The organism is Xanthobacter autotrophicus (assembly GCF_005871085.1).
In the GTDB taxonomy this organism is placed as follows: domain Bacteria; phylum Pseudomonadota; class Alphaproteobacteria; order Rhizobiales; family Xanthobacteraceae; genus Xanthobacter; species Xanthobacter autotrophicus.
In genome coordinates this window covers 26,268-38,725 of sequence record NZ_VAUP01000028.1, presented here as the reverse complement: position 1 = coordinate 38,725, position 12,458 = coordinate 26,268, and the positions used below count along the sequence as shown (strand labels likewise).

General features: G+C 68.9%; 15 protein-coding genes and 1 other RNA gene. 4 read left to right on the top strand and 12 right to left on the bottom strand.

Annotated features, from left to right (window positions below):
• Positions 1–251 precede the first annotated feature (251 nt).
• On the top strand, positions 252–557 hold the full coding sequence (locus FBQ73_RS12040) for a DUF4164 domain-containing protein (RefSeq protein ID WP_138400088.1): 306 nt from the start codon (positions 252–254) through the stop codon (positions 555–557).
• Positions 558–561: 4 nt separating this feature from the next.
• Complete coding sequence (locus tag FBQ73_RS12035; protein ID WP_012115049.1) at positions 562–945, top strand: cell division protein ZapA; 384 nt, start codon at positions 562–564, stop codon at positions 943–945.
• Positions 946–971: 26 nt separating this feature from the next.
• Here FBQ73_RS12035 and ybgC read toward each other — a convergent pair whose 3' ends face one another.
• From ybgC to ruvB, 4 genes are all read right to left on the bottom strand, one after another.
• Positions 972–1,481, bottom strand: coding sequence for a tol-pal system-associated acyl-CoA thioesterase (gene ybgC, locus FBQ73_RS12030; RefSeq protein WP_138399749.1), 510 nt, complete (start codon positions 1,479–1,481; stop codon positions 972–974).
• A gap of 100 nt (positions 1,482–1,581) precedes the next feature.
• Entirely contained in the window at positions 1,582–1,995 is a 414-nt protein-coding gene (locus tag FBQ73_RS12025) for a DUF2852 domain-containing protein (RefSeq protein WP_138399748.1), read from the bottom strand.
• Between the two features lie 92 nt (positions 1,996–2,087).
• Positions 2,088–2,723, bottom strand: a complete 636-nt coding sequence (locus FBQ73_RS12020; RefSeq protein WP_138399747.1) for a TetR/AcrR family transcriptional regulator — start codon at positions 2,721–2,723, stop codon at positions 2,088–2,090.
• 53 nt (positions 2,724–2,776) lie between these two features.
• The gene (ruvB, locus tag FBQ73_RS12015) at positions 2,777–3,808 is read right to left on the bottom strand and encodes a Holliday junction branch migration DNA helicase RuvB (protein ID WP_138399746.1); all 1,032 of its coding nucleotides are present in this window, start codon (positions 3,806–3,808) and stop codon (positions 2,777–2,779) included.
• A gap of 268 nt (positions 3,809–4,076) precedes the next feature.
• Between ruvB and FBQ73_RS12010 the strand changes: the two genes are divergently transcribed.
• The gene (locus tag FBQ73_RS12010; RefSeq protein ID WP_138399745.1) at positions 4,077–4,607 is read left to right on the top strand and encodes a flavin reductase family protein; all 531 of its coding nucleotides are present in this window, start codon (positions 4,077–4,079) and stop codon (positions 4,605–4,607) included.
• A 21-nt stretch (positions 4,608–4,628) separates the two neighbouring features.
• Here the strand turns inward: FBQ73_RS12010 and ruvA are convergent, their stop codons facing one another.
• The 4 genes from ruvA to FBQ73_RS11990 all read right to left on the bottom strand — a co-directional run bounded on the left by ruvA (position 4,629) and on the right by FBQ73_RS11990 (position 8,683).
• Positions 4,629–5,243, bottom strand: coding sequence for a Holliday junction branch migration protein RuvA (gene ruvA / locus FBQ73_RS12005; RefSeq protein ID WP_138399744.1), 615 nt, complete (start codon positions 5,241–5,243; stop codon positions 4,629–4,631).
• 27 nt (positions 5,244–5,270) lie between these two features.
• The gene (locus FBQ73_RS12000) at positions 5,271–5,693 is read right to left on the bottom strand and encodes a DUF1772 domain-containing protein (RefSeq protein WP_170218893.1); all 423 of its coding nucleotides are present in this window, start codon (positions 5,691–5,693) and stop codon (positions 5,271–5,273) included.
• A gap of 97 nt (positions 5,694–5,790) precedes the next feature.
• Positions 5,791–6,300 (bottom strand): crossover junction endodeoxyribonuclease RuvC, encoded by a 510-nt coding sequence (gene ruvC / locus FBQ73_RS11995; RefSeq protein ID WP_138399742.1) that lies wholly within the window; start codon positions 6,298–6,300, stop codon positions 5,791–5,793.
• A 97-nt stretch (positions 6,301–6,397) separates the two neighbouring features.
• Positions 6,398–8,683: a tetratricopeptide repeat protein gene (locus tag FBQ73_RS11990; protein WP_138399741.1), complete on the bottom strand. Its 2,286-nt coding sequence runs from the start codon at positions 8,681–8,683 to the stop codon at positions 6,398–6,400.
• A 541-nt stretch (positions 8,684–9,224) separates the two neighbouring features.
• Here FBQ73_RS11990 and FBQ73_RS11985 point away from each other — a divergent pair.
• A complete protein-coding gene (locus tag FBQ73_RS11985) occupies positions 9,225–9,653 on the top strand; it encodes a MerR family transcriptional regulator (RefSeq protein ID WP_138399740.1) in 429 nt (142 codons plus the stop codon).
• 159 nt (positions 9,654–9,812) lie between these two features.
• Here the strand turns inward: FBQ73_RS11985 and FBQ73_RS11980 are convergent, their stop codons facing one another.
• The 4 genes from FBQ73_RS11980 to ssrS form a co-directional block, all read right to left on the bottom strand.
• Entirely contained in the window at positions 9,813–10,562 is a 750-nt protein-coding gene (locus FBQ73_RS11980) for a YebC/PmpR family DNA-binding transcriptional regulator (protein WP_138399739.1), read from the bottom strand.
• A gap of 166 nt (positions 10,563–10,728) precedes the next feature.
• Complete coding sequence (locus FBQ73_RS11975) at positions 10,729–11,550, bottom strand: TIGR00282 family metallophosphoesterase (RefSeq protein WP_138399738.1); 822 nt, start codon at positions 11,548–11,550, stop codon at positions 10,729–10,731.
• 50 nt (positions 11,551–11,600) lie between these two features.
• Positions 11,601–12,188, bottom strand: coding sequence for a 5-formyltetrahydrofolate cyclo-ligase (locus tag FBQ73_RS11970; protein ID WP_138399737.1), 588 nt, complete (start codon positions 12,186–12,188; stop codon positions 11,601–11,603).
• 30 nt (positions 12,189–12,218) lie between these two features.
• Positions 12,219–12,372, bottom strand: a non-coding RNA gene (gene ssrS / locus FBQ73_RS11965) — 6S RNA.
• Between the last annotated feature and the right edge of the window lie 86 nt (positions 12,373–12,458).

Below are 12,458 nucleotides of genomic sequence, written 5' to 3'. Positions count from 1 at the left end.
GGTCATCCGGCCAGTGTTGGCCGCCTTGTACCAAGGCTCGCATGGCTGTCAAACCTGCCCGGTCCTCGAACGTCAAGCGAGGTGGTTCGCAGAGCCCCGCGCTGCATCGTCGCGCCCGCAGCAAAGCTTCCGCATTGCAGCATTCGCAATTACGGAAAGTTGGAGGGGCCGGAGGCTCTCCTTTGACCCATTCATGTTGACAGGTGGGGAAAGTCTGGCGCCAAGCCGTGCGACTCGGCTACACTTTGCCAATGTATGCGCTGAAGCATCGCCCGCCGTTGCAGGATGCCCCCATCGAGGCCGCGACCCGGCGCCTCCATGCGGCCCTCGACGCCCTGAACGACGCGCTGGATCGCCGCCGCGAGGCCGACCGCCATCAGGAGGCGCTGGCGGCCCAGCTGCACGCCATGGGCAACGACCGGGCGCGCCTTGCCGCTGAACTCGATCTGGCCAAGGCCGACGCCGGCCAGGTGGAGGAAGTGGGCCGGGAGATCATCCGCCGCCTGGACGTGGCCATGGGCACGATCCGCGACGTGCTCGCGACCCACGGCGGCTGACGGCATGCCTCATGTCTCGGTCACCATCGCCGGTCGCCAGTACAGGATGGCCTGCGACGAGGGGCAGGAAGAGCACCTCATCCGGCTCGCCCACGACATCGACGGCCGCATCTCCCAGCTGCGCACGGCCTTCGGCGAGATCGGCGACCAGCGCCTCGTGGTTATGGCCGCCATCACCATCGCCGACGAACTGGCGGAGTCGCGCCGGCGCGTAGCTGCGCTGGAAAGCGACATCGAGAGCCAGCGCGACGCCCGCGCCTCCGCCATCGCCCGCATCGAGGCGAGCGAGGAAGAGGTGGCCCGCACCATCGATCAGGTGGCCGAGCGCATCGAGCAGCTTGTGTCCCAGCTCGCGCCCAAGGAGCGCGGCTCGGTGGGCATGGGTTGAGGATCGGAATAGGCTGAAGGGGCGCCTCAGCGCTCGGTTTCTCCGATGGCCTCGGTCGCTCGCGCATCCTGAAGCGTCGCCTGCCGCAACGCGTCGGGGATGCGCTTTGCCCGCCCCTCGGAGACGAAGGCGACGCGCACGGTGGCGGACACCAGTACCTCGCCATCCCGCTTCACCTGCTGCAACAGGGTGATGGAGGCGCCGGCCACCTCCTTGGAGAGGGTCACCACCTCCAGGACATCATCGATGCGGGCGGGCTTGCGGAAGTCGATCTGCATGGAGCGGACGACGAAGTGGAAGCCCGGCGCCTCTGCGGCCGCCTGCTCGAACAGCTCGCCCTGGAACACGCCCAGGAGCCGCATGTAGTCCGAGCGGCCGCGCTCCATGAATCTCAGGTAATTGGCGTGGTAGACGATGCCGGAGAAATCCGTGTCCTCATAATACACGCGCACATGCAGCGCGTGGCCGCCGGGGATGAGCCGGCCGGCAAGGGTGAGGTGCGGATCGGACGGGGAGAAGTTGGGGCGCTCGACCATGTCGCCCTCATAAACGAGACCGCGCCCCTTGTGAACAAAGGGCGCGGCTCAAGATGGTCTGGAACCGTCCCGCGGCGGCAACGCGCCGCAGGATTTTTGATCACTGGCCGGACGGAGCGTCCGGGCCCGGCTCAGCGGGGCGGCTGCGGCGGTCGGCCATGAACTGGTCGAACTCCGACTTGTCCTTGGCCTGACGCAGGCGCTCAAGGAAATCGCGGAAGTCCTTCTGCTCGTCCTCGAGGCGCCGCAGCGTCTCCTGCCGATATTCGTCGAAGGCGCGGTTGCCGCTGGACGGCATGGTCCGGCTCCAGCGCCCGAAGGCGCCGCGTAGGGCGTCGCCGCCCTCTTCCTGCCAGCGGCTGAAGCCGCGCTTGGCACCACATCCCATCCGTCCGCTCCCGATGGTGAAGGCCAGGATCGCGAGGCCCAGCGGCCACCAGGCCATGAAGCCCAGCACCGTCAGCGCGATCCACGCCGGTTTGCCGTAACTGTCGAGCTTGTAAGCGAGCTCCATAGCCGCGTTCCCGGTTAATGTTAATAACATTTACATAGATAGGCAAAGGCCCCCGTTTTGTCAATGGCCCGGCACTTGGGGGGGCGCGGAGCTTAGGGACCGGAGGGGGCGCCGAGACCTTTCAGATAGATGAGGAATGCGGCCTCAAGAAGCTCATCCGGGCCCATGGGCAGTTTGCGCCGGGCGCTGTCGGCCCGGCCGAACAGGGACGCCACCCCGTGGGCCAGCGACCATGTATGGAGCGCCACCATCAAAGCCGGCGGGCGCACCGGGCCGGGAATGTGAGAGACCAAAACTTCCGCCGCCTCGCGCAGCACGCCGAAGGCGCGATTGCCGGCCTGCTGCAGGCCCTCATGGCCTTCCGCCGGCAGGCCAGATTCGAACATGGCCACATATTCCGCCGGTGCCCGGCGGGCGAAGTCGAGATAGGCCCGCCCCACCCGCTCATATGCGACGGCGGGCGAGGGCCGGCCGCTCTGCCACGCGGTGGTGAGGGCATCGGCCAGCCGCTCGAAACCGACGGCGGCCACCGCCGCCAGCAATTCGTCCCGGTCGCGGAAATGGCGGTAGGGTGCGGCGGCGCTCACCCCGGCGCGGCGGGCCGCCTCGGCGAAGGTGACGCCCGCAACGCCCTTCTCCCCGATCAGGTCGAGGGTCGCCTGCATCAGGGCCTCCCGCAGGTTGCCGTGATGGTAGGACCGCGTTTCTCCGTTTCGGGACCAGCTCATGTGAATGTGATGTACATTGACGGCAGGGCCGCGTCGATGGGCATGGCGCTCGCCTACTCGCCCTCGTCGAACAGGGGCATGGGCTTGGCCACCACCGGCTCAGGCAGGCCGAGATGGCGGAAGGCGGTGGCGGTCAGCATCCGCCCGCGCGGCGTGCGCTGGATGAAGCCCTGCTGCACCAGGAACGGCTCCACGATCTCCTCGATGGCATCGCGCGGCTCGGACAGGGCGGCAGCGAGCGTATCCACCCCCACCGGGCCGCCGCCGTAATAATCGGCGATGACGGTGAGATAGCGCCGGTCCATGGCATCGAGGCCGGCGGCGTCCACCTCCAGCGCCAGCAGCGCCCGGTCAGCCACCTTGCGGTCGATGCGCTCGGCTTCGGCCACCAGGGCGAAATCGCGCACCCGCCGCAGCAGCCGGCCGGCGATGCGCGGCGTCCCCCGCGCGCGCCGGGCGATCTCGGTGGCGCCGTCCGGAGCGATGGCGATGCCCAGCACCCGCGCCCCGCGCACCACGATCTTCTCCAGTTCCTCCACCGTGTAGAACTGGAGCCGCACCGGAATGCCGAAGCGATCCCGCAGCGGCGTGGTGAGCAGGCCCGAGCGCGTGGTGGCGCCCACCAGCGTGAACTTGGGCAGGGCGATCTTCACCGAGCGCGCTGCCGGACCCTCGCCGATGACGAGGTCCAGCTCGTAATCCTCCATGGCGGGATAGAGGATTTCCTCCACCGCCGGCGCGAGCCGGTGAATCTCGTCGATGAAGAGCACGTCGCGCTCTTCCAGATTGGTGAGGATGGCGGCGAGGTCCCCCGCCTTGGCGATCACCGGGCCGGAGGTGGAGCGGAAGCCCACCCCCATCTCGCGCGACATGATCTGGGCCAGCGTGGTCTTACCGAGGCCGGGCGGCCCCACGAACAGCACATGGTCCAGCGCCTCGCCGCGGGCGCGGGCCGCCTTGATGAACACTTCCAGATTGGCGCGCGCCTGCGCCTGGCCCACGAACTCCTTCAGGAGCTGGGGGCGCAGCGTCGAATCGGCGGCGTCTTCGCCGCGCTTCTCGCCCGAGACGAGGCGGGTGTTCATGGAAGAGGTCTTGCTCCCCTGGGGGCCAGCGACTCGCGCGACTGTAGTGCGCGCCGGCCGGGACCGGAAGGGGAACGCAGGTTCGGCAGGGGGGGCGCCAACTCTGGCAGCGCAGTCACACATGACACGCCGCAACGCCGGCGCGCCGCGATGAGCTTATCATAGTGAAACGTGCTGGCGCTCCGTGCGGGGGCAACTCCCGACCCAGCCATAAAAAGCCCGTGACCGGACTGCAACGGGATCGGGCTTCGCTCCAGGAGGAGCGGCCATGAAGGATCTTCCCCTCGCCGAGGTCTACCAGCTCATCGAGCCCGGGCCGGTGGTGCTGCTCACTACCAGCCATCGCGGGCACCCCAACGTCATGACCATGTCGTGGCACATGATGGTGGAGTTCACGCCGCCCCTCATCGCCTGCATCGTCTCCCAGGGCGACTTCAGCTTCACCGCCCTGCGCGCCACCAAGGAATGCGTCATCGCCATTCCCGCCGTGGAGCTGGCCGACAAGGTGGTGAAGGTGGGCAATTGCTCCGGCCGCGACGTGGACAAGTTTGCCGCCATCGGCCTCACACCCCGGCCCGCCGCCTTGGTTGCGGCGCCGCTCATCAAGGAGTGCTTCGCCAATCTGGAATGCCGGGTGGTGGAGACCCGCCTCGTCAACCGCTTCAACCTGTTCGTGCTGGAAGTGGTGAAGGCGTGGCGCGACCCGGCCCAGACGGCGCCGCGCACCATTCACCACCAGGGCTACGGCACCTTCGCGGTGGACGGGGACACCCTGAAGCTCCCCTCCCGGATGCCGTGAGGGGCCCGAAGGCGCTCTCCCCTACTTCGCCAGTTCCTTCAGCCCCAGCCGGATCAGAACTTCGGTCTTGGCGCCCTCCCCCGCCCCGCGCAGGGCGGCGGCGATGGCGGCGTTGGCCTGCGGCACGCCATAGCCGAGGTTGACGAGGGCGGACACCGCATCCGCCGCCGCGCCCCCCTGCTCCGGCGCTATGGCGCCGCCGAGCTGGGCCACCAGCGGTTCGGAGGCGGAAAAGCCGGGCATCTTGTCCTTCAGCTCGGTGATGATGCGCGTCGCCACCCGCGGCCCCACCCCCGGCGCTCGCGCCACCGTGGTCTTGTCGCCCAGCGCGATGGCCTGCGTCAGCTCCGATGCGCTCAGGGTGGAGAGCACGGCCAGCGCCGTCTTGGTGCCGATGCCCTGGATGCCCTGCAGCAGGCGGAACCAGTCGCGCTCCGCCGCCGAGGTGAAGCCGAACAGGCGGATCTGGTCCTCGCGCACATGGGTCTCGATGAACAGCGCCGCCGCCTCGCCCGCCCGCGGCAGGGCCGAGAGCGTGCGGCCGGAACAGTGCACGAGATAGCCCACGCCATGGACATCGAGGATCACATGGTCCTCCTCCAGCGTGTCCACGACGCCCTTCAGCTTTCCGATCATCACAGGCCTTTCAGGGCTGAAACGGCATCAGGTCACCGCCGCCCACAGGAAGACGAAGGTGGCCAGCGCCCCGAGGCCGGTGCGCACCATGTGCAACTGGCCCCAATTGGTGATGAGGCGCCGCGTCTCGGCGTCGGCCTCATCCGTCGCCAGCAGGCGCCGGTTGGTGGGCATGATGCCGATGAGGGTATAGGGCCAGTTGGCCAGCATCAGCACCCCGCCGGCGAGCCAGTGCCAGTCCCCGTCGCGGCTGAAGGCGACCGCGCCCAGCACCGCGCCGATCAGGGCGAGAGTCGCCTGCATGGCGAAGCCCCGCTTGTAGGAAGGCTTCCATTGCCTGAGCGCCGCCCCGTCGTCGAGCGCCAGCCGCGCCGGCTGCTCCACGGCATTGATGTAAAAGGCGGCGCCGGTAAACAGCGCGGCCACCACCAGCGCCAGATGTCCGTAGATCATGCCCGCCCCCCGCGGTGTGGAGACACCGGCATTTTCAAGCGAAGTGGATCCGGTTCGCGTGAAGAAAATGCGGTGAACGCAATGAACCGGGACCTTACAGCGCCGCGCGGGCGCGCGCAGCAGCGCCGCGATGATGGGCGTGGGTGACGGCCACAGCCAGCGCGTCGGAGGCGTCCTCGGTCTCGGGTGTGGCCTTGGGCAGAAGGATGCCGATCATCATGCGCACTTGCGCCTTTTCGGCGCGGCCGGCGCCCACCACGCTCTTCTTCACCAGCAGCGCGGCGTATTCGGCCACCGGCAGCCCCATCTGGGCCGGCGCCAGCAGCACCACCCCCCGGGCCTGCCCCAGCTTCAGAGTAGACGAGGGGTTCATGTTGACGAACGTCTCCTCCACCGCCGCCTCCTGGGGGGAAAAGCGCTCGATCACGCCAAGCAGTTCGCGGTGCAGATGGGCGAGCCGTTCGCCCATGGGCGCCTGCTCGGGCGGCAGGATGGTGCCACAGGCGACAAAGGCGAGGCGGGAGCCGGTGACGTCGATCACCCCCCAGCCGGTACGCCTCAGGCCCGGGTCGAGGCCGAGGATTCGAATCGTGTTCAGGTCCATGGCCGCACGGTGGGGGAGGCGCGCCGGCAAGGAAAGGGCAATGCAAGGGGTGTTTCCAGGTGGCGCAACATGAGACGGCAGCCGAAGGGGCGGCGGCTCACTTCACCGCCGCCGCGCTGCTGGCGAGGCGGGTCGGGCTCTTGGAGCGGCCCGCGCCCGACGCGACGGGAGCCCCCACGCTGTCTTCCTGCCATTCGGGACGGATCTCGACCAGATTCGCCGCCGCGTTCTGCGGGGCGGGAACAAAGCCGGCCACCGCCTGCTGCGCCTTGGTGAGGGTTGCGCCATCGGCCTCGCGGGCGAGGATGTCGCGCTTGCGGCCGCTGTCGGCATCGCCCTGGGCGGCAGCAAGGCTCAGCCACTTGAAGGCCTCGCCCGCATCCGCCACCACCCCGAGACCGCGGGCATAGACCACGCCCAGATTGTACTGGCTGTCGCGGAAGCCAAGCTCGGCGGCGGCGCGGAACCAGCGCACGGCGTTTTCCCAATCCGGTGTCTGGCCGTTGCCGGAGCACAGCAGCATGGCGAGGGCGTGCATAGCCCGCACATTGCCCTGGTCCGCCGCCCATTCATAAAACCGCCGGGCTTCGCCCAGGTCGCGGCCGGCGGATTCGTAGAGCGCGCCGAGGCGGTGCGCGGCCGGGGCGGAGCCGCGCTGCATGGCGAAGGCCAGCCACTTCACCGCCGCGTCGGGATCGGCCTCCACGCCCCGGCCCTCCGCATAGCGGCCGGCGACAAGGAAGGCGGCGGCCGGATCGCCGGCGCGTGCGGCGGCCTGAAGCGCAGTCGGACCGATGGCGGCGGGAAGGTCGCCCGCCGTCACGCCGGCCACGGCCGGAGCGGACAGGCGGCGCAGGACCTGGGTCACGCCGGAAAGCAGCTCCGGCCCATTGCGCCAGGCAAGGCCCGCGGCGGTTCCGGCGAAGACAGTGGTGGCGCCGGCAAGGAGCGCGACCATCGCAACCTGTCGCTTGCGAACGAGCAATCCGGCGATGAAGCCCTTCGCGGCACGCTTGTCGCGTGTCCGGTCCCGGCGGGCGCGGCGATCCACGCGTGGACGCGAATCGCCAGCGTCAGTCGCCGATGGGACCGGACGCTCGGCGCGGCGGGGCTCGCGGGGCCAAGACGAGCCGGCAATGGCATCCGCCGCCTCGGCAGATACTGACGCGGCGTCAAAGAAGGACTCCGCCACCTCGGCCTCGGGCGCGGCCGCTGCGTGCTCCGCCGTCCGGCGGGCGGGGCGGGGCGCAAAGGTGCCCTCCCCGTCCCGGTCCAGGGCGACGGAGATATCGCGCAATTCATATTCCAGCTCGGCGGCCAGCATCTCGCCGGCGCGGCGCTCGATCTCGTCCTGCCGCGCCTCAAGCGCGGCAAGGCCCCGCTTCAGCCCCACCACAGCGGCGCCGTCGGGATCCTCGGAGACCTTGGCCGTCACCGCAGCCACCGCCTCGGCAGTCGCCACATGGGTGGTCTCGCGCACCTGTCGCATCTCGGCGACCATGTGCTGGAGCTGGAGTTCGATGTCATCCAGCCGGTCGAGGCGCGCGTGGGTGTCCCGGAACTGGGCGCTGAGGTCGGCAAGGGTGCGCTCCACCGCGTCGGCAAGGGGAGCGATCGCGGCCTTTCCCGCCGCCTCGGCCGCGACCACGCGCTCGGCCAAGGCGGACAGGCGCTGCGTCATCTCGGCGCCGATGGTGGGCGAGAGGCTGGTGACCTGGCCGGAAATGGCGCTCGACATGGCATCGAGCCGGCGGTGGACGCCTTCGAGGGCGCCCAGCAGCGAGCCTTGCAGGTCCTGCGCGGCCGCCGAATCACCGGCGCGGGCGCGGGCTTCCACCTCGATCACGCGGCTGAGCAGGGCCTCGGCCTTGCGCTCGAAGGCGCCGGTGGCTGCGGCGACGCGCCGGGCGGTCTCTTCACCGGCACCGGCGACAGCCTCGGCGCAGGCCTGAAGACGCTGGGTCAGGGCGTGAAGGGCGGTATTGTCGTCATGACGCTCGGCGGCGCGGAGCACCAGATGGTGGATCTCCTCCATCTGCCCCGTCAGCCGGGCCACCTCCACCGGGTCCACCGCGCGGGCGGCCATGAGGTCGATCCGGCGCGAGAGGGCATCGAGGCCCTCCTGAAGGGCGCGCACATGGGGCGGCTCCCGCAAGGCTGCGACCCCGGCCCGGATGGCGGCGAGTTCCTCGGCGAAGGCCTGGTCCGCGTCCTCGCGTACCGCCCCGGCGGCGCGGATGTCATCCACGCGCCGGCACAGGAGGGTGATGGCCTTGTCCATCTCCTGCACGGCGCGCTTGGGCGCGGCGTTGGCGAGGCGATCGCGCAGGGCGCTCACCTCCCCGCGCAGGGATTCGATGGTCGAGGACTGGATGTCAAACATGTCCCAGGCCGGGACATCGGGCACCAGACTGCGGGTGTCCGCCCAGATCGGGGCTGCCGCTGCCTGGTCATACCCCGTCTGGGCAGGTCCTGCCGCCGTCCGCATCCGGGCCGTGCGCTCCGTCCGCTCCATTGGGGCCTCCCCCCTGAGGCACGGATTGGGAGGTCTCCCACTACCATGCCCAGCTGCGATGATTCACTGAACAGAGGGTTTCAATTCTTGGTAAATCCACGGTTAACGACGCGGCGATTTGCCCCTTCCGCCGAGTGAAGCAGCTCGTGCCGCGCGGCGCGCGAGGCGCCTGAGATGCCGCAACGTCAAGGATTAGCTCAAAGGCGGACATCTTTAAGTCATTGTTTTTATTATTTTGTAACTGTTACTTTCCCCAACGGTAGCCCGCAAACCCTCCCCTCCGAGCCGGCTGGAGGTTAAGCCTTGTTTGCGTTGCGGCAGGCTGCGACGACGCAATCACGACGCACACCGATCCAAATTCCCGTGCCGCGCGCCCTGCGGCGGCCGGGCGTGCCAGGGGATAAGACGTATGGACGCCAAAACGTTCGAGCAGGGGTTCGCGACCCCGGCGTTTCAAACCGGCCCGGCGGTCGCGGAGGGCTCTCGCGAAAGCGCGCTCTTCACCATCGGTGATCTCGCCCGTGAGTTCGGCATCACGCTGCGGGCGCTGCGCTTCTACGAAGACAAGGGCCTGCTGGCGCCGCGTCGCGACGGCATGACCCGCCTGTATTCGGAAACTGATCGCCGCCGCCTCACGGTCATCCTGAAGGGCAAACACCTCGGCTTCACCCTGGCCGAGATCCGCGCCCTGGTCGCGGCCCATGACGGAGAGGAAGCCGGCCTGTCGCTGACCCGCGACCGCTGCCTGGCCCAGCTGGCCCAGCTTGAGCGCCAGCGCACCGAGATCGACGATGCCATCGCCGAGCTGAAAAACATGGCGACGTCCCTCGCCGCCTGAACACCATCCGGATCCGGTCAGGCCAAAGCCCGCCTGACCGTTTCGACCCGACCAAACAAAAAGGCACGGACTGATCGGTCCGTGCCTTTTTGTTTGGGATCACGGCGGGAGCGCACCGCCACCGACCAGCCCGTCCTCCATGCGGAGAACGCTCCGGCCTCACTCCGCGTTCAATTTGGCAAGCAACGCCTCGGACAGCTCGAAATTGGCGGTGACGTTCTGCACGTCGTCGTTGTCCTCGAGGTTTTCCACGAGGCGCAGCAGCTTTTCGCCGGTCTCGTCGTCCACTGCGACGGTGTTCTGCGGCCGCCAGACCAAAGCCGCCTTCTTCGGCTCGCCGAACTTGGCTTCCAGCACCCGCTGCACTTCCGCAAGGTTATCGGCGGCGCAGATCACCTCGTGGCCATGCTCGGAGGAGGTCACGTCGTCGGCGCCGGCGTCGATGGCGGCTTCCATCATGGCGTCCGCGTCGGCCTTCTCGGGGGCGAACTCGATGGCGCCCACCCGGTCGAACATGAAGGACACCGCGCCCGTCTCGGCGAGGTTGCCGCCGGACTTGGTGAAGAAGGAGCGCACTTCCGAGGCGGTGCGGTTGCGGTTGTCGGTCAGCGCCTCGACGATGACGGCGACGCCGCCGGGGCCATAACCCTCGTAGCGGATCTCGTCGTAATTCTCGCCGTCGGCGCCCGCAGCCTTCTTGATGGCGCGCTCGATATTGTCCTTGGGCATGTTCTCGGCGCGGGCCGCAAGGATGGCGGCGCGCAGGCGCGCGTTCATGTTGGGATCGGGCAGGCCCATCTTGGCCGAGACGGTGATTTCGCGCGCCAGCTTGGAGAACAGCTTGGAGCGCATCGCATCCTGCCGCCCCTTGCGGTGCATGATGTTCTTGAATTGCGAATGCCCGGCCATGCCGCCACCATTCCTTGAGTTTCGATCCCGCGCCCCGCCACTGCAGCGCTGCCCGGACCGATCGTGTTGACTGGAGCCGGCCTTATAGGTCCGTGGCGGCCAAAAGCGCAAGAAAGCGGGTGCAGCATGACGCCGGCCGAAAGCGCCGGCGCCGCCTCCCCCTTTGTCAGGCCCAGAAGGCCGGCCGCGACTCCTCAAGCCCGGCGCCGAGTCGCACGGCGGCGACGCGCACCGCAAGTCCGGTGCGGTCGTCGGTCTCCACCGCCACGCCCGAGAGGGTGCCCGGCCCCGTCGCCGGCTCGAAACGGCCGGAGGCGAGCTTGCGGGTAAAGCGGCGCAGAGGCTCTTCCTTGTCCATTCCGATGACGCCGTCATAGGCGCCGCACATGCCCGCGTCGGTCATATAGGCGGTGCCGCCGGAGAGAATGCGGTAATCGGCGGTGGGCACATGGGTATGGGTGCCCACCACCAGGGAGGCGCGCCCGTCGCAATGATGGCCGATGGCCTGCTTCTCGCTGGTGGTCTCGGCGTGCACGTCCACCACCACCGCGTCCACCATCTCGCCCAATGCGGCGCCATCCAGCGCCCGATCGAGGGCCGCGAAGGGATCGTCCAGCGGATCCATGAACACCCGGCCCATGACATTCATCACCAGCACCCGGGCGCCGTTCTTGGCTTCCACGAGGGCAGCGCCGCGCCCGGGAGTGCCGGGGGGATAGTTCATGGGCCGCACCAGCGCCGGCGCCCGCTCGATGAAGACGAGGGCCTCGCGCTGGTCGAAGGCGTGGTTGCCGAGGGTAATAGCATCGGCCCCGGCGGCGATGATCTCGCCGTAGATGGCCTCCGTGATGCCGAAGCCGCCGGCGGCATTCTCCCCGTTCACCACCACGAGGTCGAGCTTCCAGTCGCTCACGAGGCCCGGCAGGCGGGAGACGACGCATTCCCGGCCGGGACGGCCGACCACATCACCAAGAAACAGGATACGCATTCAGACGGTCCAATGAGCAGCGGGGGCCGCTGGCGGGGGCCGGGGCCGGGTCAGGCGCGCGGGCCGACGGCCCAAGCTTCAATCTCCGTTACCATCATGTCCACCGGCTCGTCATGGGTCTCGACGGGCACCTGATCCACTTCCTGGCACGCAAAGGCAAAACCGATGGCGCGCACCGGCCGTTGTGCCCGCAGCAGGGCGAGGGTGCGGTCGTAGAAGCCGGCGCCATAGCCGATGCGGAAGCCGCGCCGGTCGAAGGCGGCCAGCGGCACCAGCAACACGTCGGGAATGATCTCCGGCTCGTCCGGCCCCGGCTCGGGAATGCGGAACGCGCCCGAGGGGACGAGTGGGGTGTCCTTGTCCCAGCGGCGAAACAGGAGCGGCTGGTCGCGGGCGATGATGACGGGAAGGGCGAGGACCGCTCCGGCCTCGCGCAGGGCGTCGGCCAGCGGCGCGGTGTCGATCTCGTCGCGGAACGGGGCGAACAGGGCGACGGTGCGTCCCTCGACAGCGCCTGCGGCGGCGAGGGCATGGCATGCGGCGAGGCGCGAAGCCGCGGCGCGGCCCGCCTCGCCCATGGCCGCGCGACGACCGAGCGCGAGGGCACGCAGGCGTTTCTTTTCGGCGGCGATGTCCATGAGGGAAGAAGTCGGCTTTGTCAGAAAACGTGCGGAGCCACAGAAGCCGTCGGAGTTCGATCCCGGGAACCTACAACGTAGGTGGGCGCCGTGTGTCCAAGTCCAGGGACGAGGTCAGGGACAGCTCCCTTAAGGATCGATAAGGCCCCGGGGAAATGTCTCCTAACGTGCCCCGCAGCCCCGCATCACCAATGTAGGCACCCGGCCGCCCGAGCGCCAGCCCCAACAGCGTGATAGGCCCTCGCAGAGCTTCGAGAGGCGTGGAAAGGC

Coding starts and splice junctions, on each gene's coding strand:
- FBQ73_RS11990 (WP_138399741.1), bottom strand. CDS start 8,683: ATGTTTGACATCCAGTCCTCGACCATCGAATCCCTGCGCGGGGAGGTG.
- FBQ73_RS12035 (WP_012115049.1), top strand. CDS start 562: ATGCCTCATGTCTCGGTCACCATCGCCGGTCGCCAGTACAGGATGGCC.
- ybgC (WP_138399749.1), bottom strand. CDS start 1,481: ATGGTCGAGCGCCCCAACTTCTCCCCGTCCGATCCGCACCTCACCCTT.
- FBQ73_RS11980 (WP_138399739.1), bottom strand. CDS start 10,562: ATGGCCGGGCATTCGCAATTCAAGAACATCATGCACCGCAAGGGGCGG.
- FBQ73_RS12010 (WP_138399745.1), top strand. CDS start 4,077: ATGAAGGATCTTCCCCTCGCCGAGGTCTACCAGCTCATCGAGCCCGGG.
- FBQ73_RS12020 (WP_138399747.1), bottom strand. CDS start 2,723: ATGAGCTGGTCCCGAAACGGAGAAACGCGGTCCTACCATCACGGCAAC.
- FBQ73_RS12025 (WP_138399748.1), bottom strand. CDS start 1,995: ATGGAGCTCGCTTACAAGCTCGACAGTTACGGCAAACCGGCGTGGATC.
- ruvC (WP_138399742.1), bottom strand. CDS start 6,300: ATGGACCTGAACACGATTCGAATCCTCGGCCTCGACCCGGGCCTGAGG.
- FBQ73_RS11970 (WP_138399737.1), bottom strand. CDS start 12,188: ATGGACATCGCCGCCGAAAAGAAACGCCTGCGTGCCCTCGCGCTCGGT.
- FBQ73_RS11985 (WP_138399740.1), top strand. CDS start 9,225: ATGGACGCCAAAACGTTCGAGCAGGGGTTCGCGACCCCGGCGTTTCAA.
- ruvB (WP_138399746.1), bottom strand. CDS start 3,808: ATGAACACCCGCCTCGTCTCGGGCGAGAAGCGCGGCGAAGACGCCGCC.
- FBQ73_RS11975 (WP_138399738.1), bottom strand. CDS start 11,550: ATGCGTATCCTGTTTCTTGGTGATGTGGTCGGCCGTCCCGGCCGGGAA.
- FBQ73_RS12040 (WP_138400088.1), top strand. CDS start 252: ATGTATGCGCTGAAGCATCGCCCGCCGTTGCAGGATGCCCCCATCGAG.
- ruvA (WP_138399744.1), bottom strand. CDS start 5,243: ATGATCGGAAAGCTGAAGGGCGTCGTGGACACGCTGGAGGAGGACCAT.